Raw genomic sequence first — 22,853 nt, forward strand, 5'->3', positions numbered from 1 at the left:
ACCAGTGCCGTGGCTAGCAGTGCGATCACCAGCCGTGGCCGTCGGGCTCGCCGCCGCCACCGGAGGTTCGGCGTCTTCGCCGAACCCGGTGGCGCGGATGCTGGGTGTGTCGTCGACATGGCAGACCTCCGGCAGGCGTGATCGCACGTGCGACCACGCATCGATGGAACTGCCTGCAGTCTTGGCGCCGCGTCACGTCGAGACATCTGTCAGATGACGACGATGTACGCCCCGGCTCGGCTACGCAATTACCACCGATGCGGTGCCGAGCCCCGCTGACGGATGGTCTACCCGTCACGAATACGTCGTGATCGAGCAGACGGGGAAACCACATGATCACCCAGACCGATGTCGCCACCACCGCTACGGCACCGACCCGCTGGCAGGATCGGACCGGACGCATCCTGATGGCGATCACGGCAGCGGCCACCCTGGTGCCGTTCGTCGAGGGCCTCACCCGCCTCGGTGACCTTCCCGAAGACCAGATCCTGACCGAATACTGGCGGACCTGCGCGTACCTCGTCTTCGCCGGCATGTGGGCCCTGCTGGCGGTCGCGCCCCGCAAGCAGCGCGGCATGTGGGAACTCCTGCTGCTCCACAAGATCGCCGTCACCGTCCAGGCGGCGTTCATCCTCGATGTTGCGCACGCGGCACGGACCCTGATCGCCGACGCGTCCGTCTCGCTGACCACCATCGCCGGCTACGTGCTGTGCCGTGGTTGGTACGCCTGGCGTCGCGGAGCGCTGGGCCCCACCGACAACCGCTGACCACGTCGTCCTCGTGGGCGAGCAGGTGGCAGTGGTACAGGTACGGCGTGTCGCGGCCGGCGCTGCCGTCGCATCGGCGACAACTGCGTACGTGCGCGGCCGACAACCCGCACGCCTGGCGTCCTCAGTGAGGCACGGACGGCCGCTCGGGTGGTTTGCCGCTGGCGCGCGCCAGGTCGGCGACGGCGATAGCGGCCAGCACGACAACGGCGGCGACGGCCACAATCAGCGGCGGCACGAAGGTCATGGTGGGCGCGATCCCGGCGAGCACGAGTGCGCCGATCAGCCGAGAGCGGGAGACCCGGGCGAACACCGCGTGCTCCACCAGGGCGCGCCCGATCAGGAACAGGATCGGACCCCCGAGAATGACGACGGTCCAGGCTGCCTTGGTGTGCCCGAGCGGGTGCCTGATCACGATCTCGTAGCCCACGGCGACCGCGACGATGCCCGTGATCATGAGGACGTGCGCGAGGAACGCCTCACGGATGAGACGGGGTGGCTCGCGAGCGGCGGCGAGCGCTTCGGGTAGCAGTTGGCCCGCCTTGAAGAGATAGACCCGGAACAGCAGCACCGTGGTGACGAACGAGACCGCGAAGGCCGCGGCGGCCCCACCCTGCCGGTGCGAGGCGTCGCTGTAGGCCGATCCGGTCGTCAGGATGAGCTCGCCGAGGGCGATGATGAAGAACTGCCGGTAGCGCTCGGAGATGTACTCGGCGGAGACGGGCCACTGCTGTGGAGTGCGCAGCGTCCACGGCGCGGGGTAGAAGAGCAGCAGTGCCGTGGCGTCGATGGCGATCGCGAGCGCCCACAGCACTCCGCGAGCCGGTTCGGGCAGGATCGCGCCGGCGATCCACGGCACGGCGGACAGCGAGAACCAGAGGAGCACCCCGGCGGCACGGCGCTGCGCCGCGTGACCGCGTAGCGCCGGCACGATGACGAGACCACGGATGATGTGGACCCCGACGTACGCCCCGGCGAACGCCAGGCTCCCGTCGCCGAACGCCCGCGGCACCGCGACCGCCATGATCGTGGCACCGAGCATGGCCGTGTAGACCATCCCCTGGAGCTGCGGCGTCTGCAGGTCGTAGATGTCGGTGACCCACGCCGTGACGAACCAGAGGACGAGGAAGGCCAGCAGCAACAGCACCGTCTCGCTGGCGTCGGAGAGAACCGCTCGCCCCTCGTTGAGATCCTCCACCAACCGGTGGGAGAGCCGGTTCAGGGCGAAGACGAACACCAGGTCGAAGAAGAGCTCCAGGAGATTCGGCCGTTCCGGTTGCCCCGGCTTACGAAGCAGCGTTGCCGCCCTCGTTGACATCCGGCCGCCGATCCTGCCAGCTTCGTTCGTTCTCCGGGAATTAGTACCATTCCTGGCGTTCTGCCGGTGCTGTTACCGCCAGCAGCAGCGTTCTTTCACCCGCCCGGGCGGTCTCGTCAGGGCCGCGGGTCACTGCCTGGGGAGTACGGCCGACGCTGTCGATGCGTTCGCGGTGATGGTGCGTGCCGTCGGCGCCGGCGTTCTCCCACAGTGGCTAGCGGCGGGGCTCCCAGCGGAAGAGCCGGTTGGCGAGCAGGACGGCGACGACGACCCAGGACAGGGTCGGCGCCAGGAGGACGAGCGATTCGCTCAGGGCGACGCCGCCGTTCCAGGCGTTCACGGTCAGCTCGGTGGCCGCACCCCCGGGCAGCAGCCGCTTGAGCGCTGTGAGGTCGGTGGTGCCGGTGGTGCCGACCCAGGTGGCGACACCGATCACGCCCAGGCTGACGGGCAGGGTGGTGACCTGGGCGTGCTCCGGTGAGTTGGTCAGCCCGGCGGTGGCCAGGGCGAGACCGATCATCATGGCCAGGGTCGCGAGGACCGCCACCGCCAGCAGGACGACGTTGCCCGGCTCGCCGGTGATCGAAGCCAGCACGGTCAGGATCGCGGTCACCTGCACCAGGGCGATGGCGGTGGCGGGCAGCAGCAGCCCGACGAGGATGCCGCTGTCACCTGCGGCGGTCGAGCGCAGCCGCTTGAGGAACAGGTTCTGTCGGCGGGACGCCAGGGTGGTCACGGCAGTGGTGTAGAGCCCGAAGGCGGCCACTGTGAACATCACGATGGCCGCGATGTAACCGAGGCTGCCGATGGCGGCGAAGGTCTCGTGTTGGCGGACGAAGAGCGCGCTCACCGCCACGGGGATGATGAGGCCGGTGACCAGCACCAGCCGGTTGCGGAAGATCTGGATCAGCTCGCCGAGTGCGATGGGAAGCATGATTCTGGTCCTTTGCGGGTCAGGAGTCGGCAGCGGGCGTGCCGCTGATGGCGCGGAAGACGTCGTCGAGCCGGGTTGCCCCGGCCTGGAGGTCCCGCAGTTCGACGGAGTGGTCCTGCGCCCAGCGGAGCAGGGCGTGCAGGTCGTTCTGCAGGTCGAAGGTCTCGATCACGACCTTTCCGTCGGAGCCGACGACGGCCTGCGAGGGCAGCGTCGACACCGGCGCCGCCAGCTCGAAGCGGATGACGGCCGGCAGGGTGCGGGTCAACTCGGCGACGGTCCCCTCCCGGTGGAGGGCGCCCTCGTGCATGAGGCCGATGCGGTCGGCGCGCTGCTGCGCCTCCTCCAGGTAGTGCGTGGTGAGCACGACGGTGGTGCCGTTCTCGCGCAGCCGGTCAACCGTCGCCCACAGGGCGTCGCGGGACTGGATGTCCAGGCCGGTGGTCGGCTCGTCCAGGAAGATGAGCTTCGGGGTCCCGTAGACGGCGGTGGCGAAGTCCAGCCGCCGCTTCTCGCCGCCGGAGAGCTGTGCGACCTTCCGGCCGGCCCGACCGGTGAGGTCGACGAGGTCGAGCACCCGGTCGGCGTCGTCGGTGCGGCGGGTGAGCCGGCCGATCAGGTGCACCGACTCCCGGACGGTGAGGTCCGGGGAGAATCCGCTCTCCTGGAGCATGACACCCATCCGGGGACGAACCGCCCGTCGGTCCTGCGGGCTGCGCCCGAAGATCCGTACGGTGCCGGAGGTGGGGGCCCGGTGGCCCTCGATGGTCTCCAACGTCGAGGTCTTGCCCGCACCGTTCGTGCCGAGCAGCGCGTAGAGCTCGCCGGGTCGCACGTCGAAGGAGAGGTCCTTGACGGCGTGGAAGTCACCGTAGGTGAGGTTCAGCCGGTCGACTTCGATGACTGGTGTGGTGGACATGTCCCCATGACAGCGCGGATCCGCGCAGGCCGTCAGTGGCGCCACGTCACCACCGCATGTGACGCGGTGTCACTGGTCGTTACCGCTGCTTACCGGATACTGAGATGGTGACCGCACGATCGGAGCGCTTCACCGAGTCGACGCAGGGACGGCTGCGCCGGCTCACCCTGGTGACGTCGCTGCCGCCCGTCCTGATCGCCGCGGCCGTCCTCCTGTTCAGCGACGCGCACACCTGGTGGCACTTCCTCGTCCTCGCCCCCGGTGTCGGCGCGGCGTTGGTGGCCTTCGAGCGGTGGACCGCGAACGACCTCGCCCGGGTCGCCCTCCCGTGTCTGACGGTGGCGGCGGCGGTGTGGCCACTGGGGGTGCTGGTGACCGGCAGCCCCAACGCGTACTGGGGGTTCTGCGCCGTGGGCTCCCTGGCCCTGCGCGACGTGCGGCGGAAGGTCAGGGCATCGGTCGCGCTCCTGTCCTACGTGGCTGTCGTCGGCGCGACCCGGCTCCTGGTGGAGCGCGACGACCCGGGAAGCGTGCTGTTCACCTACGTCCTCGTGCCGACCCTCATCACCGTCCTGGTGACCGCCCTGACGGTCGTCGGCGAACGGTTCTACGACCTGATCCGGGAGCTCGAACAGACCCGGGAACGCGAGGCGGAACTGGCCGTCGTCCGGGAACGCGTCCGGTTCGCCAGCGACCTGCACGACATCCAGGGCCACACCCTGCACGTCGTCAAACTGAAGATCGCGCTGGCGCGCAAGCTGCTGCTCGCCGACGCCGGGCGGGCGGAGAAGGAACTCCGCGAGACGTACGACCTGGTCAGCGACACCATCGCCCAGACCAAAGATCTGGCGTACGCCCAGCGGCGGCTCAACCTCTCCACGGAGATCGAGAACGCGAAGAACCTGTTCGAGGCGGCGGGCATCCGGGTGCGGGTGAGCAGGGAGGCCGAGGTGAACGTCCGCACCAGCGAGCTGTTGGGTCAGGTGTTGCGGGAGACGACGACGAACATTCTGCGGCACGCACAGGCCACCCAGGTGCAGATCACGCTGTCCGAGTCGGGCATCACCATCGACAACGACGGCGCGGCCGGTGACGGCCCGGGCGAGCTCAGAGGGCTGTCCGCCCTGCGGCAGCGCGTGGCGGGCGACGGGGGTGAGTTGACCGTGGAACAGCAGCAGGGACGGTTCCGGACGGCCGCGGTGTTCCCGCCCGCCCGTGCCCGCACGTCAGCGGGCGCGCCGGAGGGCGGGCGATGACGACGATCGTGCTCGCCGACGACGAGGTGCTGCTCCGGACGGCGCTGGCCACGCTGCTGCCCATGGAGGGCGACATCACCGTCCTCGCCGAGGCGTCCGACGGTGCGACGGCGGTCGGGGCCACGCTGCGGCACCGGCCGGACGTACTGGTCATCGATCTGGAGATGCCGGGCCTGGACGGGCTCGGCGCGGTCGCGCAGATCCGTCGTGAGCGTCCCGAGCAGGTCGTCCTCATGCTGACCCGGCATGCCCGGCCCGGTGTGTTGCGTCAGGCTCTGAAGCTCGGTGTGCAGGGCTTCGTCAGCAAGTCCGCCGAGCCGTCGCACATCACCTCGGTCATCGCCACCCTGCACGCCGGCAGACGCTGGATCGACCCGGAGGTGTCCGCGCTGGCCGTCATCGACGACTGCCCCCTCACCGAACGGGAGATCGACGTGCTGCGGGTGACCGGCGAGGGCTACTCGGTGGCCGACATCGCCGCCCGGCTGCACCTCGCGCAGGGGACGGTGCGAAACTACCTCTCCAACGCGATGCAGAAGACCCAGACCCGGACCCGCCACGAGGCGGCGCGTTACGCGCGGGAGCACGACTGGCTGTGACACCAGCACGTCGCAGCCCCATCGGGTACGCAAACCGGGTGGCGGAACGTGAAAATGACCTAACCCGACAATTCCTCCCCTAGGTTCGATGCGCAGGAGGCCGCCGAACCGGGGAGAGACGTGGACAGCTATCCGGCGATCGAAGATCACGGGCTCATCGGCGACCTGCAGACCGCCGCGTTGGTGACCTGTGACGGAACGGTCGACTGGTTCTGCGCGCCCCGCTTCGACTCGCCGAGCATCTTCGCCGCGCTGCTCGACAAGGACAAGGGCGGGTACTTCCGGATCGCGCCGTGCGACGTGCGGTACGTGACCAAGCAGCTCTACCTCCCCGGCACACCCATCCTGATCACCCGGTTCATCAGCGCGGACGGCGTGGCCGAGGTGATGGACTTCATGCCGGTCACCGGCGAGCGGGCCACCGACACGCACCGCCTGGTCCGCCTCGTCACCATGGTCCGCGGCAGCATGCGCTTCAAGGTCGAGTGCCGGCCCCGGTTCGACTACGCCCGCGAAGAGCACCAGTTGGAGACCCACCGCCACGGCTACGTCTTCCGCAGCAGGTCGGCGAGCCTGACGTTCAACCCGGTCGACCCGGTCCGGCACCTGATCGCCGAACGCGGCGACGTCCGTCTCGAGAACGGCGACCTGGTCGCGTACGGCACCCTCAACCAGGGCGACACCGGCGGGGTGGTCCTGGAGACGGGCGACGTCGACCCGCGGATTTTCTCGCCCGAAGAGGTCCAGGGGATGTTCGAGTGGACCCGGGACTACTGGCGGCGCTGGCTCGAACGCTCGCGCTACACGGGGCGCTGGCGGGAGATGGTCGAGCGCTCCGCCATCACGCTGAAACTCATGACGTACGCCCCGACCGGGGCGATGATCGCCGCGCCCACCGCCGCCCTGCCCGAACTCGTGGGCGGAACCCGCAACTGGGACTACCGCTACACCTGGGTACGCGACACGTCGTTCTCGGTGCACGCGCTGCTCGGCCTCGGCTTCACCGAGGAGGTCAGCCGGTACATGGACTGGCTGGACGAGCGGATCCGCGAGGCCGGCGACCTCCAGGACCCCCTGAAGATCATGTACCGGGTCGACGGCTCCTCCGACCTGCACGAGGAGACCCTCGATCACCTGGAGGGCTACCGCGGCTCGCGTCCGGTGCGCATCGGCAACGGCGCCGCCGACCAACTTCAGCTCGACATCCACGGCGAGGCGCTCTACGCCATGCACCTCGCCGACGAGCAGGGCATCCGCGTCTCCCACCAGGTGTGGAAGAGCACCGTCCGGCTGGTCGACTGGCTCTGCCGCCACTGGGACCAGGCCGACGCCGGCATCTGGGAGAGCCGCCACCACCCCCGCAACTACACCTTCGGCCGGGTGATGTCCTGGGTCGCGCTGGACCGGGCCGTCCGCCTGGCCACCCGGACCGGCCGACCCGGCGACATCACCAGCTGGACCGACCAACGCAACCGTATCTACAACCAGGTCATGGAGCGCGGGTACGACCGGGGTCGCGGCACCTTCGTGCAGGCGTACGACGAGAGCGTGCTCGACGCGGCGTTGCTCGCCATGCCGGCGGTCGGGTTCGTCACGCCGAGCGACCCACTGTGGCAGTCCACGTTGGCCGCGATCGAGCGCGAACTCGTCTCCGACAGCCTGGTCCACCGGTACGACCCGGTCCACTCCCCCGACGGCCTCCCCGGCCACGAGGGCACCTTCAACATGTGCACCTTCTGGTACGTCGAGGCGTTGGCCCGCTCCGGTCGCCTCGACGACGCGCGACTCACGTTCGAGAAGATGTTCACCTTCAGCAACCACCTTGGTCTGTACGCCGAGGAGATCGCGTCGACCGGTGAACAGATCGGCAACTACCCCCAGGCGTTCAGCCACCTGTCGTTGATCAATTCAGCCCTGACCCTCAACGACCTGCTCGACGCCGAGGCCGACGCCCGACGCCGCCGGTAGAGCGGGCAGCCGTCCGCACCGCGGTAGTACTCGTCGAGGAAAACCGCGTAGCGCCCGGCGTCGTAGGATTCCTACACCCAGGCGATCTCGTCGAGGATCTGGCGGGCTTCATCGGTGCGCAGAGCACTGACGTACTCCTGGGTCCTGGCCACGCCTGCTCCCAGCATCAACTCGGCGTCGATGGCACCTGTCGCATCCATACTGGTCCCGCGTGCGCGGCTCAGCAGCAACGCGTCCTCGACGGCGCCGGCGTGCCAGAGTTGGACAGCGCAGATCCGCATCAGCTCTGTGTTGCCGGGGACCGTGCCCGTCCCTGCGTAGAAGTCTGCCTCGTGCCGGGTCTCGCGGATCAGAATGTCGCGAACGATCGGAACGCAGCCAGCGTCGACGCGAAGGCCATGGGCCGCCAGGTGCTCGGCGGCGTCCCGCTCGTGCTGGTCGATGAGGTCCATTCCCACCCGCCGTGTGTAGCAGGAGCGGAGCCCCTTCGGCCAGCAGCCGGACGAGTCGAGTGCGTCAGCGGGCGGCACCGATTTGCGAGCGACAAGCGGCACCGGCACTGGTAGGCATGACCTGGTGAGCGAGAATCCGCAGTCGAACCCCGGCATGTACGACGCCTTCGCCGAGGAGTTCCTCGAACACGCCCGTGACGGCGCCTACAACGCCTACTACGACCGGCCCGCGGTGCTGTCCGTCCTGGGCCCCGTGCGTGACCTCGCGGTGCTCGACCTGGGCTGCGGGCCGGGGCTGTACGCCGAGAGCCTGGTGGCGCAGGGCGCTCGCCGGGTCGTCGGTGTGGATGCCAGCGCGGCGATGGTGCGGTTGGCGGGTGAGCGGGTTCGCGGACCGGTCGAGTTCCGTCGACACGATCTCGACACCCCGATGGCGTGGGCCGCCGACGGGGAGTTCGACGCGGCGGTGATGCCGTTGGTGCTGCCGCACGTCGAGAACCGGGTCGGTGCCCTGCGGGAGGTCGCCCGGCTGCTCCGGCCCGGTGGGCGGCTCGTCGTCTCCACCCATCACCCCATGGACGACTGGCGTCGTCTCGGCGGGAGCTACTTCACTGTGGAGAGGGTGCGGGAGAGCTGGAACAGGGGGTGGGAGGTGGCCTACTGGCGTCAACCGTTGGACGTGACGTGTGACGAGTTCCGCGAGGGAGGTTTCCTCATCGAGCGGATCCACGAACCGCGACCGTCCGAGCTGATGCGCGAGCGCTACCCGGAGGTCGCCGAACGACTGTCGTCCTGCCCCGCCTTCGTCGTGTTCTCACTCGTGAACTCGTCCGGCCACCGCTACTGATCAACGGCAGGCCGACCCTCGGCGAGCTGGTCCGGGCGGCCGTTCACTCGTACCGGTACCGGAGCGCGTCGGCCTCCGCCTGCTCGATGTCGGCGATCGTCAGCTCCGGCATCCGCAGCTGGGCCAGCGTCACCTCGGCCGAGGTCGGCTGCGCGTCCGCCGGCAGCCACTGCTCCGGCTTCCAGGCCCCGCTGCGCAGCAGCGACTTGGGGCAGTGCGGGTAGACCTCGTCGATTCCCACCACCAGGGCGCTGGCCGGGGGCTTACCCACGGCGGTCAGCTGCGACAGCAGGTCGGGGCGGGTGGAGACGCAGGCCCGACCGTTCACCCTGAGCGTCGTGGTGCGCCCCGGGATGACGAACAGCAGCCCGGCACGCCCGGTCGTCACGATGTTCTGCAGACTGTCCAGACGCTTGTTGCCCGTCGCGTCCGGTATCGCCACCGTCCGCGCGTCCAGGACGGCGACGAAACCGGCGGGGCCGCCGCGCGGGGAGACGTCACAGTTACCCTCGGCGTCCACGCTGGCGACCAGGACCAGCGACGAGCAGGCGATCAGTCGTCGGGTCTGCTCGGTGAGCTCGGTCATCTGCTTGCGCACTGCCATGTCGCTGGGGAGTGCGTAGGCCCGGCGCAGCGTCTCGTGGTCGCGGACAGCGTCGAGGCGCAGCGAGTCGAAGGCGCTGGTGGCAGGGGCTGACGTCATACCGCCGACCCTAACGGAGCAGCTCGGCGGGGGCCGTCCCGAGAACGTGGGAAGGCCTCGGGGCGACGCTGGCGCAGACCGCGCTGCACGACCGGCTGGCGCAGCTCGATCGCGCCGTCGGCCACCTTCCATAAAATTTCCGGAACTGCTCGGCAGCGGACACGTTTCCCGAATAGGTGGGCGGGAGTGTCAATAAGATAATCGCGATAGCCGACGACCCGGAACCGCAAGGGATTGAGATTCCCCTCTCTTCCGGCCTTCTTCCTGGCCGACCCGAAAAGCCACTCCTATGCTTGCCGCCGAATGCACTGCGGCTCATCCGGGCCGAGGGGACACCATTGCGAGGACTTGCGAATGCACCGGAAGTCTGCCCTGAACGACGGCACCACCGGGGTCAGCGACGTGACACCGGGCGGCGAACCGCCGGCCCCCACCACCGAGGGCGTCGCGCGCCGGTCCGCGGTCGCCGAGGAACAGGCGTTTCTCGACCTGGCCACGGCCCAGCGCGACAGGCTGGTCGACCACCTTCAGGTCGAGCTGTCGTCGGATGCCCTGGACCCGTTGGAGCAGGCCCGGCAGCGGATGCTCCGCCGGCAGTACGAGGAGCTACGGCGCGCACGGGAAGGGCTGGTCTTCGGCCGACTCGACGGTCGTGACGGCACAGTGCGACACGTGGGCCGGGTCGGACTCCGCACCGACGACGAGGACGCTGAGCCGCTGCTGCTCGACTGGCGCGCTCCCGCAGCTCGCCCGTTCTACACCGCGACGGCGCTCGACCCACAGGGTCAGGCACGACGCCGTCACATACGCACCAGGGATTCGGTCGTCGTCGGTGTGGACGACGAACCACTGGACGGGACGGTCACCGGGGACCTCGTGGGTGAAGGCGCCCTCCTTGCCGCCCTCGACCAGCGGCGCACCGGCCACATGTCGACGGCGATCTCCACGCTGCAACGCGAACAGGACGACATCATCCGGGCCGAGGCGACCGGGCCGCTGATCGTGCAGGGCGGTCCCGGCACCGGTAAGACGGTTGTCGCCCTGCACCGCGTCGCCTACCTGCTGTTCGCCCACCAGAGGATGGCCGACCAGGCGGTCCTGGTCCTCGGCCCTTCGCCGCGCTTCCTCGAGTACATCGCCCAGGTGCTGCCCGCGCTCGGTGAGACCGCCGTCGTCTCGGCGACCTGCGACACCCTGCTACCCGGGATCCGCGTGGGCCGCGACGAGAGCAGGCTCGTCGCCGAGATCAAGGGCCGCGCGCTCTGGCAGCTCGCGCTGGAGAACTACATCACGTCGCTGCTTCCCCGGCCCCGCGAGATGACGTTGCGCTGGGAGGGTGAGTCCTACGTCATCGCCGCCGAACTGGTGGCGCAGGCGCTCGCCTCGGCGGTGCAGGGACGCCCGTACCACCGCGCCCGCGTGGCGTTCGCCGAGCAGGTGCACCACCTCCTCGCCGAGGCCGTCGTCGAGCATCGCGAGGCGCTGCTGGCGGAGATGGAGGAGGGCTTCGAGGACATCCTCGCCCGCGTCGACAGGGACCTGCGGCAGGACCACCATTCCAGCCGGAAGCCCGCCGGCAGCGACATCGACGGACTGCTGTCCGAGGAGGAGGTCGAACACCTGCGTGACCGCATCGCCGAGAACGCCACCATCGCCCGGTTCGTCGAGGCCTGGTGGCCCACCCTCGACGCCGAAACCCTGCTGGGCGGCTTCCTGACCGACAGCGCCCTGCTGACCCGCTTCGCACCGCAGCTGTCCCCCGAGGAGATCACCGCCGTCTCGGCCGAGCCTGCACAGTGGGCGTCGAGCGACATTCCCCTGATCGACGCTCTCGCCGACCTGCTCGGCGAGGTCGGCGCCCCGCAGCCACCGGGCGAGTTCGTCGCCGACCGCGCTCGCCGGCAGCGGGGGTGGGTGTACGGCCACGTCGTCGTCGACGAGGCGCAGGAGCTGTCCGAGATGCAGTGGCACATGGTGCTGCGGCGGTGTCCCAGTCGCTCCGTCACGGCGGTCGGCGACATCGACCAGGCGGAGGCAGCGCACCGCCACACCAGTTGGGCGGAAGCGGTGCGGGCTGCTCTCGGTGACCGCTGGACCGCCGCGGAACTGACTATCTGCTACCGGACCCCGCGTGAGGTCATGGACCTCACCGCACCGGTCCTGGAGAAGGCGGGCAGCCACAACGCGCCGCCGCGGGCGGTGCGCTCCTCCGGCGTCGCCCCCTGGGAACTGACGGTCACACCCGCCGAGCTTGCCGGCACCGCCGCCCGGGCCGTGCGACAGCTGCGGCAACGGTGGTCCGGCGGCACGGTCGGCGTCATCGCCCCCGCGGACCTCGTCGCCGAACTCCGGGCCGTCCTGGGTGACGTGCCAGTGCTCACCGCCACCCAGTCCAAGGGGTTGGAATGGGACGCGACGCTGGTCGTCGACCCCCAGCGGATCGCCGCCGAACCGCGTGGCTGGAACGGTCTCTACGTCGCCCTGACCCGATGCACGCAGGAACTCGGCCAGCTGATTCTCACCCGGTGACCGACGAAGAAGCCGCACGCACAGACTCCGAAAAGGTTGGATATCGACTCGATTCGATGTAGCGTGGGAACGCTCCCAGACCGCATCCACCATCACCTTGATCGAGGAGCTGACCATGTCGCGACGACGTCGCCCGGCCACCATTCTGGCCGGGCTGCTCATCCTCACCCTGTCCGCGCTCCTGTCGCCGCCGACGTCGGCGACCGCCAGTGCCGGCCCGTCCCGCACCCGTGCGGTGCCCCTCACCGACCTGACCGTGGTGTCCGAACGGGTGGCCTTCGGTCTGCAGCGCCCGATCGCGATCACCGGGCTGCCGGACGGCCGGATGCTGATCGCCGAGAAGGCCGGCACCGTCCGCGCCTACCACCCCGACACCGGCCTGGCGGCCGACCCGGTGCTCGACCTGACCGCCCGGATCGACGCGTCGGACAACGAGCGTGGCCTCCTCGGCATCACGCCCGCGCCGAACTTCGCGCGCACCGGGATGCTCTACGTGGCCTACACGAGCCTGCCGGCCGGCGCGCTGACCCTGGCGCGGGTGCCCCTCGGGGCGCCCGACCGGTTGCAGGTGCTGCTCACCCAGGAGCACGCCGAGTACGGCAACCACAACGGCGGGCAGGTGGCGTTCGGCCGCGACGGCTACCTCTACTGGTCGACCGGCGACGGCGGCGGCGCGAACGACCCGTTCAAGTCGGGCCAGAACCTCGGCACCCTGCTCGGCAAGATCGTCCGGATCGACGTCAACCGCTCCTGCGGGGGAAAGCCCTACTGCGTACCCTTCGACAACCCGTTCGTTCGCACGCCGGGCGCGCGGCCGGAGATCTGGGTGTACGGGCTGCGCAACCCGTGGAAGTTTTCGATCGACCCGGTCGACAACTCACTGTGGATCGGTGACGTCGGCCAGGGCCTGATCGAGGAGATCAACCACATCCGCCCGTCGCAGCGGGGCGCGAACCTCGGCTGGTCCTGCCGCGAGGGCACGCCGGTCTTCGACCAGACGCAGTGCCGGCCGGGCGTGCGGCTCACCGACCCGATCGCCGAGTACGACCACTACATGACGGAGAACTGCTCCATCATCGGCGGTCTGGTCTACCGGGGTTCCGTCACCCCGGAGGCGCGCGGGACCTACATCGCGAGCGACTACTGCTCGACCCGCGCGTTCGCCATCCGTCCCAAGTCCACGGGTGGCTACGAGTCCGCTGAGATCGGCACCTTCCCCACCCAGCCGACGGCGTTCGGCGCCGATGTGAACGGCGAGCTGTACGTGCTCAGTGACCTCCCGGGGTGGCTGAGCAAGGTGCGGTTCGAGCGGGTCCAACCCGTCTCGAACCGCTGATCCTCGAAGCACTCCGCGACACCCGTGGGGACGGCCGCTCTCGGGCGGCCGTCCCCGATCAACGGGTCAGAGACCGGCGGCGTGTGCGGCGGCGGTGCCACCGACCACGGGAAGGACGATGGTGCTGCTCTTGAGCGACACCTTCAGGTTCGCGGCGGTGGTGTCCGCCTGGCTGGAGTACTGCGGGTAGCTGGCCACGATGATCACGCCGATCCGGTGGCCGGGCTTGAAGACGTAGTCCTCCGGCAGCAGCGGGAAGCTGAAGTTGTACGACTCCCCCGGCACCAGCGGCACGCCGACGCGGATCGACTGCCGGTTCTGGGCGTCCATGATGCCCTTGGTGACCAACTCGTAGTCGGCGGTGGCCACCCGCTTCGCCGTCTGCTTGTAGCAGCCGTCGTCGGTCGGGCTGCTCTGGCCCCAGCAGTCCTCAGTGGTCAGGGTGATGATCCCCTCGCCGGAGGCCCGGTGGGCGACCCGCTCGTCGGTGCCGTAGTCGACCAGGATCGCCCCGAGGTTGGTGTCGGTCTGGTCGGCGGAGGCCCGCAGCTGCACGGTGGGGGTGCCGGAGATGTGCAGCGGCGCGGTCAGTGGCGCGGAGAGGAAGGCCAACCGGTTGGGCTGCACCACGTCCGGGTTGAGGATCATGGTGTTCTGGCTCTGCGTACGGTTGTCCTGGAAGGCCCCGGTCGCCGGCTTCGCGGTGGGCACCAACCCGAGACCGCCCGCGCCGGTGGTGCCGGGCTGCAGGAACACCTCGGTGTCGGCCTTGCCGGGGATCGGCCAGTCGGCGTGGGTCTCCCACACGTCGGCGGAGCGCTCCAGGTCCACCCTCGGCTCGTCCATGATGCCGTTGGCGACGCCCTGCAACCAGAAGTCGAACCACCGGTGCAGCGTCGACACCCACACCGCGCGGCGCGAGTCGAACGGGTCGACGTGCCCCTCCTGCGACAGCCACAGCTTGCGCGGCACGTTGTTCTCCGCCAGGGCGTACCAGAACTTGCTGAAGTGGTCCGGCCGGACGTTGTCGTCGTTCAGGCCGTGGTAGAGCAGCACGCTGGCGGTGACGTTGGGGACCTTCTTGACGTAGCTACGCTCGTTCCAGAAGGACGTGTAGTCGCCGTGCTCGTCGCCGTCGGCGGCCCCGATCGCGTCGCGCACCGGCTTGCAGTAGTCCCGGCGCTCCGGGTTGGTGACCGTGTTGGCCAGCGACGACACGTAGCTGTTGCCACGGGTGATGACGCCGTTGCTGCGCACGTAGTCGTAGTACTCGGTCGGTCCGCTGATGGGCACGACGGTGGTCAGGCCCTTCACGCCGGTCACCGCCGTGGCCATGGCCAGCGAGCCGTCGTACGACTTGCCGATCATCCCGGTCTTGCCGTTGTGCCAGTCCGCCTTGACGATCTGACCGGCGGCGTTGCGGGCGGTGGCCCGGCCGTTGAGCCAGTTGATGGCCTGCTTGGCGCTCAGGTTGTCCTGGTTGGCGTTGGTGGTGGGGCAGCCGGTGGAGTTGTTGGTGCCGACCATGTCCAGCAGGATGACCGCGTAGCCGCGCGGCACGAAGTAGTTGTCGTAGAACAGCGGCCACTTGTCCAGCAGCCCGTCGCCGTCGAGGTCCGCCTTGCACTCGGACTCGTTGCCTCGGCAGACGGTCGAGTAGTAGGGGCTGGCGTCCATCACCACGGGGGCCTTGAGGCCGTGCGCGGTGGCGGCCGGCCGCATCAGGTCGAACGCGATGATGTCGCGCAGGCCGTCGTTGTCGCTGTCGAAGGTGGAGTCGATGAAGAGGCGTTCCCGGATGGCGTCGGCGTAGCCGAACACCGGCTGGGTGACACCGTCCTGGACGACGATCGACGGCGGGTCGTCGGCCGCCTGCGCCTGCGGCGCCGCACCGAGGGCGGCGAGCACTGTCGCGGACAGTACGGCCGCGCCCGTGCGCCAGCGCGTTCCCCTTGTAGCCATGCGGTCTCCTTGATGTGTCCGAGGTTGCGTAACGCTACGAGCCGCCGGTTCGGTGCCACCACCTGCACGTGTAGGAACTTCGCCGGGTGTGGTTCGACGGGACTACGGCCGGTCGGCCAGCACCAGCTCCCGCAGCCGTTGGTCGAGTGCCGGGGCGTCCAGGCCGCCCGGCCAGCCGCGGAGCAGGGCGCCCCCCTTGGCCACCAGCACGACGGCCGGCGGCTCCCGCACCGCGTACGAACGCGCGATCGTCTGCTGGTCGTCGAGGACGACCGGATATTCCACCCGGTGGGCGCGCAGGTAGTCCTGGACCTCGTCGGCCTGGTCCGCGCCGGCCACGCCGACGAAGATCACCCGGTCCCGGTAGCTGCGGGCCAGCTCGCTGAGGGCCGCCTGGCGGTCGGCGCAGGTGGTGCACCAGGAGGTGAAGAAGGTGAGCACGACGGGACGCTGCGCCCACACGTCGGCGACGGCGAACGGTGTGCCGTCGGTCAGCGCGCCGGTGAACGCCGGGGCGGCCGGAGCGGTGCTGGGCGCCGGGCGCAGCGCCAGGTCGGCGGGGACCGGGCCGGGCAGCGCCGCCGCTCCGCCGACGGGCGGCGGTGCGGGCGCGGGCTCGGGCGTGCGGCATCCGCCCAGCAGTGCCGCCGCCAGCACCATCGGCAGGAGTGCCCGCCTCATGACGGGACCACCGCCACCAGCGCCGGGCCCTCGCTGCTGTCCGACGTCAGGTCGAGCGGCGGCCGGCCGTCCACCTCCAGCCGGTAGGAGTCCCGCTGCGGTACGCGTACCGGGATGGCGAACTCGCAGTAGGTGGGTAGTCGCTCGACCCCCAGGTCCTCGGTGAACGCGGCCACCGCGGTCCCGGCCGTCAGCTGACCGCTGGCCACCGCCGCCCCGTCCGGGTCGAGGACGCGGTACGGCGACCGGTTGTGGAAGTGCTGGTACGGACCGGTGCCGGCGCAGTCCACCCCGGCGGCCCGGATGTTGATGTCGCGGACCAGGACCCGGACCGTCGTCGGGGAGACCGTCTCCTCGGCGGCGCCGACGGCGCCGCAGCCGGTCACGCCGGCCAGCAGCAGGGGCAGCAGCGCCATGGTGCTTCGCCGCACGTCATCCTCCTCTCGCCCGCCTGCCGGGTCCGCGGCGGTTGGGCACCGCGGACCCGCCAGGAGCGGGGTCAACCTCGGGCGTGGGTCAGGACTTCTCGACCCGGCACTGCTTGGTCACCGTCTTCGTCGGGTCGCTCTCCGAGGTCGCGGTGAGCTTCACGAAACCGGTGTCCGCCGCGGCGGCGGTTGCACCCACCGACACCCTGACCGTGGTGGCCTTGCCGAACGGCGCGGTGGCGAGCTGGTTGGGCAGCCAGGTCCGCCAGCCCTTGCCGGCCACCTCCGCCGACAGGCGGTAGACGTCCGACTTCAGGTACGCGCTGACGTTCTCCGGGTGCTGCTGCCCGCCGGCCGAGTACGTACCGGTGTTGGTCAGCTCGAACGAGCAGGTCACCCCACGGTTGGTCGGCTTGCCGCCGCCGGTCACCTCGCCCTTGCCCAGCGCCACGTCGTGGCTGCTCGGCCCGCCGGTGCCGTCCAACGAGCGCACCGCCACGGTGTACGACAGCGAGCCGGCCGCGTCCCGCTTGAGGTCGATGACGTAGAAGTGCAGCCGGTTGGCCTCGTCGACGTACTCGTACTGGCTGCCGGTGTCCGCGCCGGCGTGGAACAGCGCGTCGGAGAGCTGCCGGTAGTCACCCATGGTGATCTTTTGCGGGGTGCCGTCCGGCCGGTAGAAGTCGATCATGTCGATGTCCTGCGGGTTGGCGTCCACCACCCACTGGAACGGCGCGCTGTCGGCGTTCTTCGTCTTGCTCAGCAGCACGCCGCTGTCCGGGGTGAACGAGTCCGCGCCCATCCGGTCGACGACCTCGACCGTGTAGTTGTTGAAGCTGCCACCGTCGCAGAGCGGGTCGGTGCTGACGCCGCACGCCGGCGACAGGTCCTTGTTCAGCGCGATGTTCACGCCGCTCAGACCCTTCGGGCCGGCGTCGACCGCCCGGGCCGTGACCTGCGCGACCACCATCCCGGAGGAGGCCAGCGACTCCCGGGACAGCCGCAGCACGTGCTCCTCGCCGAGCAGGCCGATCTTGAGCTTGTCGCGCAAGGTGTGCAGTGAGCCCATCGAACCGCCGTTGGTGGGCGGGATCTGCCAGCGGGTGTGTGGACCGCCCGGGCCGTTGAAGGACCCGCGCGACATCATGCTCCAGATCCCGGTGTACGCCCGGCGCAGCGGCTCACCGTACGGGTTGTTGTAGTTGTCGCCGATGCCCAGCAGATGGGTCAGCTCGTGGGCGTAGACGCCCATTCCGGAACTCTCGCCCTGCGTGGAGGAGCCGCCGCCGGCGTTCGGCCACAGTGTCGCCGCCGCCTTCCACGAGGTCCAGTCCACGTAGCGGGTCTTGGCCCAGTTCGGCAGGTTGGGGTCCGGCGGGCCCCAGGCGTCCGGCACGTCCTCCTTGTTCTGGAAGATCATCTGCCCGAACTCCTGCCAGGTCGACGACTCGTCCTGGCCGGCGCTGAGGATGAACACCAACTCGTACTGGTTGGCCACCTCCTCGCCGACGGCCGCCCGCCAGGCGCCCAGGCCGTCGGTACGGATGTTCTTGCCGCACACGTCCCCGCTCGGGCAGGCGCCGGGGTTGAAGCCGTTGTCCAACCCGTACTGGTAGGACTTGGCCGGCATCTGGTACGGCCCGAACCCGGTGAGGTCGACGCCGTAGCGGCCGTTGGAGTCCTGCATCCAGTACTCGTGCAGGGTGTGGCCCTTGTTCAGGGTGTTCGGGGTGTTCAGGAAGTCCTGGTAGAACTTCGGCACGTCCGTGCGAGGAATGTTGGTGGCGACGGACTGGGGGTTGCCGAAGACCGTCGAGCGGGCCCGCTGGGAGACCGCGAACGTCTCGTCGGGATAGTCGAGCGCCACCAGGGCGATCTTGAAGTTGCGGACCGAGCCCGACACGCTCGGGTCGGCCCAGTTCTTGCCGGGCACTGCCCGGTAGTCGTTCCAGGTCATCGTGTCCGGGTTCTGCCAGGCCTGCGGGTCGAGGACCTGGAACGGCGCGGTGCCGCCGGCCGGGTTGGCCGGGGCGGCGGCGGCCTGCGCCGCCCCGGTCGCCACGAGCGTGGTCACCACTGCTGCGGCCAGCACGGCCCGCCGCAGCCGGGTTCGATGGGGGGTACGGTGCACGGAACCACCTCTCGTCGGAGGACAACGCGGTGCCGACGTCCCGGTGAGGGGGCATCGCGGGACACCTGTCAGCAGGCCGCGCAGCGAATCTAGGAGGGCGGGCCGGTGCCGGTCACCGTGCAGATGTCGGCAGGTGGGCCGGCGACTTCCGACACCTGAAGGACCGGCGCTCGTCGGCGGATCAACCAGGGCTGCCCCCGGAGGCCGGTTCGACGGTGGCCGCGAGAGCCCGCAGCACGTCCCGACGCACCCGCTCGGCGGCAGCCACGGGCAGGGGCCCACGTGGTGGACGGCACCGCCCGCCGAACCGCCCCGCGCAGGCCATGGCGAGCTTGACGGCCTGCACCGACTCCGGCCGGGTGGCCCAGCCGAGGATCGGGTGCAGCTCGGCGTAGAGCGGCAGCGCCCGGCCCAGGTCCCGGGCGACGCCCAGCTCGTACAGGCGCACGGCGTGCCGGGGCAGCGCGTTGGGCAGGGCAGCCACCCATCCGGTGGCACCACACAGCACCAGTTCGAGGGCCACGTCGTCGGCGCCGACCAGCACGTCGACGTGCGGGCAGAGGTCCCGCAGACGGTGCAGCCTGCGTACGTCACCGGTGACCTCCTTGACCGCGACGATCCCGTCGATCTCGGCGACGGTCGCCAGCAGGTCCGGCGTGAGGTCGATCCGACTGGCGCACGGCTCGTTGTGGGCGACCACCGGCAGGCCGACGGCCGCCACCTCGCGGTAGTGGGCGACCACGTCGGCGTCGCGGGCGGCAGGCCCGTCGGGTGGCCGTGCGAGCACGCCGTGGGCGCCGGCCTCGGCGGCCTGCTCTGCCCAGCGGCGGGCCTGCCTGCTGCCGTAGCCACCGACGCCGGGCAGCACCGCGCAGCCGGCGGGCGCCGCCTCGACCGTCGCCCGGACCACTGTGGCCCGCTCGTCGTCGGAGAGCGCCCGGTACTCCCCCATCGACACACAGGGCGCGAAACCGTGACACCCCTCGGCGGCGAGCCACCTGACGTGTTCCTGGAGTTGGTCGATGGCGACCGACAGGTCGGCGCGAAACGGCGTGGTGACGGCGACCAGCACGCCGCGCCAGGGCCTACCAGTTTCCACTCGGATGTCCCCTTCTCCGCCGACGCCGCCCGGTGCCGGGGCGCTGGCACGGTGCGTATCGGAACCCTAGGAACGCCCGCCGCCTCCGGTCTTCGGACAGATGCCGGAAGCGTCGCGACGCCGCCCGTCTTTTTGTCGCGGATTCGACAGTGGACCTTGCGCGATGACCCATCCGCACCGGAGGGTGAGGACTGGCGGTCGCGCGATCCCTGTCACGCAGCGCAACCATGGGAGTCGTATGCACGGTGAGCTCCAGCGAATCGTCGACGCCGTCGCCGCCCGGGTGGGGCGACCCGCCCTCATCGAGGACCGGCGACAGCGGGTGGTCGCCTACAGCGAGCACGACGGCCCGATGGACGAGGTCCGCCGGACGTCCATCCTGCGCCGGCAGACCACGCCGGAGGTGATCGCCTGGTTCCGGGGCATGGGCGTGCTCACGGCGTACGCGCCGATCCGCACACCCGCGTGCCCCGAACTGGACCTGCTGGCGAGGGTCTGCGTGCCGATCCGACACGACGACCTGCTGCTCGGGTTCGTGTGGTTCATCGACGCGGACGGTTCGATGACCGACGCCGACATCGCCACGGCGACCGGTCCCTTCGCCGATCTGTCGCTGGCCCTGTACCGGGAGAACCTGCTCGGCGAGCTCGCCTCGCAGCGGGAGACCGAGGCCACCCGTACCCTGCTGGTGGAGAGCCGGCAGGCGCGCGAGCACGCGGCGCGGGCGCTGCTGGAGGAGGGCGTGGTGGCCGGCGACGGGACGACCGTCGCGCTCGTCGCGCAGCTCGTGCCGGCCGGCGGGCGGCAGCCCGACGAGGTCGCCCGGATCGCCCTGGAGCAGGCGCTGGTCACCACGCGCCGCTGGATCGGAGTGCGGGAGACGCTGCACCTCGTCTGTCACGACCACGGGGTGCTGCTGGTCTGCGGCGACCGGGTCGCCGGCCGCCCCTCGCCGGAGGTCTCCGCCGGGCACCTGGACGAGGCGCTGGGCACCGCGACCAGGGGTCTCGCCTCGGTGGACCGGACGGTGACCGGGATCGGTCAGCCCCGCGCTGGCCTGTCCAGTGCGGTGGAGTCCTACCAGGAGGCTGCGCAGGCCGCCCGGGTCGGTGCACAACTGCCGGCGCTCGGCCGGGTGGTCTCCTGGGCCGGCCTGGGCATCTACCGGGTCCTGTCCCAGCTGGACAGTCAGCACCTCGACGTCGCGGGCGTTCACCCCGGGTTGGAGCGCCTGCTGCGCGACGATGCCCACCAGGTGCTGCTGGAGACCCTGGAGGCGTACCTCGACCTGGCGGGCAACGCGCACGCGACCGCCGAGAAGCTCCGGCTGCACCGGACGACCCTCTACTACCGGCTGCAACGGGTGGAACACCTCGCCGGGACGGACCTCAAGGACGGCAACGAACGGCTGTGCCTGCACCTGGCCATGAAGCTCGGTCGGCTCAGCGGCCACTACCGCACGGCGTGACCGCCAGGATCTGTAAACAACCCTTGATATTAATCGTCACGAACGTCAATATGTGGAGGTCGCGGGTCGCCGAAGCCTGGGGAGAGAGCCATGAGAAGCCGCCGGATCCTCGCAGTGCTGGCCGGGGCGGCGATGACCGTCACCGCCACCGTCGCCTTCGTGCCCAGCAGCACGGCAGCCGTGACCTCGGCCAACGCCGTCCCGATGGTCGCCTGCACCGCACCGGGCTGGGCCGAGGGCAGCACCTACCAGGCGGGCGCCCAGGTCACCTACGGCAGCCGGCTCTACCAGGCGCTGGTCACCCACACCGCGCACCCCGGCGCCGGCTGGAACCCGGCGGCGACCCCGTCACTGTGGCGGGATCTCGGCGCGTGCTCGGGGACCACGCCACCACCCACCACGCCACCACCCACCACGCCACCGCCGACGACCCCGCCGCCCACCACGCCGCCACCGACCACACCTCCCCCGACCACGCCGCCGCCGACCGGCGGAACCTGTGCGGTGAAGTCGCGGCCCACCGGCAAGGTGTTGCAGGGCTACTGGGAGAACTGGGACGGCGCCTCCCACGGCGTGCACCCTGGGCTCGGCTGGATCCCGATCACCGACAGCCGGCTCACCCAGCACGGCTACAACGTGATCAACGCGGCGTTCCCGGTGATCCGCTCGGACGGCACGGTCCTCTGGGAGAACGGCATGGACGCCGGCGTGAAAGTCGCCACCCCGGCCGAGATGTGCCAGGCCAAAGCGGCCGGCGCCACCATCCTGATGTCGATCGGCGGGGCCGCCGCCGGCATCGACCTGAGCTCCGCCGCCGTCGCCGACCGGTTCATCGCGACGATCGTGCCGATCCTGACGAACTACCACTTCGACGGCATCGACATCGACATCGAGACCGGCCTGACCGGCAGCGGCACCATCAACACCCTGTCCACGTCGCAGGCCAACCTGATCCGGATCATCGACGGCGTGCTGGCCCGGATGCCGTCGAACTTCGGCCTGACCATGGCACCGGAGACCGCCTACGTCACCGGCGGCAGCGTGGTCTACGGCTCGATCTGGGGCTCGTACCTGCCGATCATCAAGAAGTACGTGGACAACGGCCGACTCTGGTGGCTGAACATGCAGTACTACAACGGCAGCATGTACGGCTGCGCCGGCGACTCGTACCCGGCGGGCACCGTGCAGGGCTTCACGGTGCAGACGCAGTGCCTGAACAACGGCCTCACCATCCAGGGCACCACGATCCGCGTGCCGTACGACAAGCAGGTCCCGGGCCTGCCCGCGCAGATCGGGGCCGGCGGCGGCTACCTGTCGACCTCGCTGGTCACGCAGGCCTGGAACTCCGTACCCGGCCTCAAGGGCCTGATGACCTGGTCGGCCAACTGGGACGGGTCGAAGGGCTGGACCTTCGGCGACAACGTGAAGCGCCTGCAGGGCCGCTGACGGACGGGGG

Annotated in this window: 19 protein-coding genes; 9 read left to right on the forward strand and 10 right to left on the reverse strand. The window is 70.2% G+C overall.

Annotated features, from left to right (window positions below):
• Positions 1–332 precede the first annotated feature (332 nt).
• Positions 333–767 (forward strand): hypothetical protein, encoded by a 435-nt coding sequence (locus GA0070612_RS25030; RefSeq protein ID WP_088990142.1) that lies wholly within the window; start codon positions 333–335, stop codon positions 765–767.
• Positions 768–891: 124 nt separating this feature from the next.
• On the opposite strand, the gene GA0070612_RS25035 is transcribed toward GA0070612_RS25030, so the two are convergent.
• The 3 genes from GA0070612_RS25035 to GA0070612_RS25045 form a co-directional block, all read right to left on the reverse strand.
• Complete coding sequence (locus GA0070612_RS25035) at positions 892–2,085, reverse strand: low temperature requirement protein A (RefSeq protein WP_088990143.1); 1,194 nt, start codon at positions 2,083–2,085, stop codon at positions 892–894.
• A 214-nt stretch (positions 2,086–2,299) separates the two neighbouring features.
• Positions 2,300–3,019 (reverse strand): ABC transporter permease, encoded by a 720-nt coding sequence (locus GA0070612_RS25040; protein ID WP_088990144.1) that lies wholly within the window; start codon positions 3,017–3,019, stop codon positions 2,300–2,302.
• Between the two features lie 19 nt (positions 3,020–3,038).
• Positions 3,039–3,938: an ABC transporter ATP-binding protein gene (locus GA0070612_RS25045; RefSeq protein ID WP_088990145.1), complete on the reverse strand. Its 900-nt coding sequence runs from the start codon at positions 3,936–3,938 to the stop codon at positions 3,039–3,041.
• A 104-nt stretch (positions 3,939–4,042) separates the two neighbouring features.
• On the opposite strand from GA0070612_RS25045, the gene GA0070612_RS25050 reads away from it, so the two are divergent.
• The 3 genes from GA0070612_RS25050 (at position 4,043) to GA0070612_RS25060 (ending at position 7,761) form a co-directional block, all read left to right on the forward strand.
• Complete coding sequence (locus tag GA0070612_RS25050; protein WP_088990146.1) at positions 4,043–5,194, forward strand: sensor histidine kinase; 1,152 nt, start codon at positions 4,043–4,045, stop codon at positions 5,192–5,194.
• A complete protein-coding gene (locus GA0070612_RS25055; protein ID WP_088990147.1) occupies positions 5,191–5,793 on the forward strand; it encodes a response regulator transcription factor in 603 nt (200 codons plus the stop codon). Before GA0070612_RS25050 ends, GA0070612_RS25055 begins: the two co-directional genes overlap by 4 nt.
• Positions 5,794–5,913: 120 nt before the next feature.
• The gene (locus GA0070612_RS25060; RefSeq protein ID WP_088990148.1) at positions 5,914–7,761 is read left to right on the forward strand and encodes a glycoside hydrolase family 15 protein; all 1,848 of its coding nucleotides are present in this window, start codon (positions 5,914–5,916) and stop codon (positions 7,759–7,761) included.
• Positions 7,762–7,832: 71 nt separating this feature from the next.
• Here GA0070612_RS25060 and GA0070612_RS25065 read toward each other — a convergent pair whose 3' ends face one another.
• A complete protein-coding gene (locus GA0070612_RS25065; RefSeq protein ID WP_088990149.1) occupies positions 7,833–8,213 on the reverse strand; it encodes a hypothetical protein in 381 nt (126 codons plus the stop codon).
• 124 nt (positions 8,214–8,337) lie between these two features.
• Here GA0070612_RS25065 and GA0070612_RS25070 point away from each other — a divergent pair, with 124 nt between their 5' ends.
• Positions 8,338–9,060, forward strand: coding sequence for a class I SAM-dependent methyltransferase (locus tag GA0070612_RS25070; protein ID WP_197699235.1), 723 nt, complete (start codon positions 8,338–8,340; stop codon positions 9,058–9,060).
• Positions 9,061–9,103: 43 nt separating this feature from the next.
• Here the strand turns inward: GA0070612_RS25070 and GA0070612_RS25075 are convergent, their stop codons facing one another.
• Positions 9,104–9,763 carry an MSMEG_1061 family FMN-dependent PPOX-type flavoprotein gene (locus GA0070612_RS25075; RefSeq protein ID WP_088990151.1) on the reverse strand — a complete coding sequence of 220 codons (660 nt, stop codon included), beginning with the start codon at positions 9,761–9,763 and terminating at the stop codon, positions 9,104–9,106.
• Between the two features lie 354 nt (positions 9,764–10,117).
• On the opposite strand from GA0070612_RS25075, the gene GA0070612_RS25080 reads away from it, so the two are divergent.
• Together GA0070612_RS25080 and GA0070612_RS25085 are read left to right on the forward strand one after the other, a co-directional pair.
• Positions 10,118–12,292 (forward strand): HelD family protein, encoded by a 2,175-nt coding sequence (locus GA0070612_RS25080; RefSeq protein WP_088990152.1) that lies wholly within the window; start codon positions 10,118–10,120, stop codon positions 12,290–12,292.
• Between the two features lie 115 nt (positions 12,293–12,407).
• Complete coding sequence (locus tag GA0070612_RS25085; protein WP_088990153.1) at positions 12,408–13,628, forward strand: PQQ-dependent sugar dehydrogenase; 1,221 nt, start codon at positions 12,408–12,410, stop codon at positions 13,626–13,628.
• 66 nt (positions 13,629–13,694) lie between these two features.
• Here the strand turns inward: GA0070612_RS25085 and GA0070612_RS25090 are convergent, their stop codons facing one another.
• The 5 genes from GA0070612_RS25090 to GA0070612_RS25110 all read right to left on the reverse strand — a co-directional run bounded on the left by GA0070612_RS25090 (position 13,695) and on the right by GA0070612_RS25110 (position 19,929).
• Complete coding sequence (locus tag GA0070612_RS25090; protein ID WP_088990154.1) at positions 13,695–15,590, reverse strand: CocE/NonD family hydrolase; 1,896 nt, start codon at positions 15,588–15,590, stop codon at positions 13,695–13,697.
• Between the two features lie 102 nt (positions 15,591–15,692).
• Entirely contained in the window at positions 15,693–16,271 is a 579-nt protein-coding gene (locus GA0070612_RS25095) for a TlpA family protein disulfide reductase (protein WP_157742594.1), read from the reverse strand.
• The gene (locus tag GA0070612_RS25100) at positions 16,268–16,702 is read right to left on the reverse strand and encodes a hypothetical protein (RefSeq protein ID WP_157742595.1); all 435 of its coding nucleotides are present in this window, start codon (positions 16,700–16,702) and stop codon (positions 16,268–16,270) included. Before GA0070612_RS25100 ends, GA0070612_RS25095 begins: the two co-directional genes overlap by 4 nt.
• 85 nt (positions 16,703–16,787) lie before the next feature.
• Complete coding sequence (locus GA0070612_RS25105; protein ID WP_231924329.1) at positions 16,788–18,830, reverse strand: M6 family metalloprotease domain-containing protein; 2,043 nt, start codon at positions 18,828–18,830, stop codon at positions 16,788–16,790.
• Positions 18,831–19,011: 181 nt separating this feature from the next.
• Positions 19,012–19,929, reverse strand: a complete 918-nt coding sequence (locus GA0070612_RS25110) for a dihydrodipicolinate synthase family protein (protein WP_088990157.1) — start codon at positions 19,927–19,929, stop codon at positions 19,012–19,014.
• Positions 19,930–20,167: 238 nt separating this feature from the next.
• Here GA0070612_RS25110 and GA0070612_RS25115 point away from each other — a divergent pair, with 238 nt between their 5' ends.
• The gene (locus GA0070612_RS25115; RefSeq protein WP_157742596.1) at positions 20,168–21,397 is read left to right on the forward strand and encodes a PucR family transcriptional regulator; all 1,230 of its coding nucleotides are present in this window, start codon (positions 20,168–20,170) and stop codon (positions 21,395–21,397) included.
• Between the two features lie 90 nt (positions 21,398–21,487).
• A complete protein-coding gene (locus GA0070612_RS25120; protein WP_088990159.1) occupies positions 21,488–22,843 on the forward strand; it encodes a carbohydrate-binding protein in 1,356 nt (451 codons plus the stop codon).
• Positions 22,844–22,853 lie beyond the last annotated feature (10 nt).

Source organism: Micromonospora chokoriensis, from assembly GCF_900091505.1.
Classification (GTDB): Bacteria; Actinomycetota; Actinomycetes; order Mycobacteriales; family Micromonosporaceae; genus Micromonospora; species Micromonospora chokoriensis.

Coding starts and splice junctions, on each gene's coding strand:
- GA0070612_RS25065 (WP_088990149.1), bottom strand. CDS start 8,213: ATGGACCTCATCGACCAGCACGAGCGGGACGCCGCCGAGCACCTGGCG.
- GA0070612_RS25115 (WP_157742596.1), top strand. CDS start 20,168: ATGCACGGTGAGCTCCAGCGAATCGTCGACGCCGTCGCCGCCCGGGTG.
- GA0070612_RS25035 (WP_088990143.1), bottom strand. CDS start 2,085: ATGTCAACGAGGGCGGCAACGCTGCTTCGTAAGCCGGGGCAACCGGAA.
- GA0070612_RS25045 (WP_088990145.1), bottom strand. CDS start 3,938: ATGTCCACCACACCAGTCATCGAAGTCGACCGGCTGAACCTCACCTAC.
- GA0070612_RS25055 (WP_088990147.1), top strand. CDS start 5,191: ATGACGACGATCGTGCTCGCCGACGACGAGGTGCTGCTCCGGACGGCG.
- GA0070612_RS25075 (WP_088990151.1), bottom strand. CDS start 9,763: ATGACGTCAGCCCCTGCCACCAGCGCCTTCGACTCGCTGCGCCTCGAC.
- GA0070612_RS25030 (WP_088990142.1), top strand. CDS start 333: ATGATCACCCAGACCGATGTCGCCACCACCGCTACGGCACCGACCCGC.
- GA0070612_RS25085 (WP_088990153.1), top strand. CDS start 12,408: ATGTCGCGACGACGTCGCCCGGCCACCATTCTGGCCGGGCTGCTCATC.
- GA0070612_RS25080 (WP_088990152.1), top strand. CDS start 10,118: ATGCACCGGAAGTCTGCCCTGAACGACGGCACCACCGGGGTCAGCGAC.
- GA0070612_RS25120 (WP_088990159.1), top strand. CDS start 21,488: ATGAGAAGCCGCCGGATCCTCGCAGTGCTGGCCGGGGCGGCGATGACC.
- GA0070612_RS25090 (WP_088990154.1), bottom strand. CDS start 15,590: ATGGCTACAAGGGGAACGCGCTGGCGCACGGGCGCGGCCGTACTGTCC.
- GA0070612_RS25095 (WP_157742594.1), bottom strand. CDS start 16,271: ATGAGGCGGGCACTCCTGCCGATGGTGCTGGCGGCGGCACTGCTGGGC.
- GA0070612_RS25050 (WP_088990146.1), top strand. CDS start 4,043: ATGGTGACCGCACGATCGGAGCGCTTCACCGAGTCGACGCAGGGACGG.
- GA0070612_RS25040 (WP_088990144.1), bottom strand. CDS start 3,019: ATGCTTCCCATCGCACTCGGCGAGCTGATCCAGATCTTCCGCAACCGG.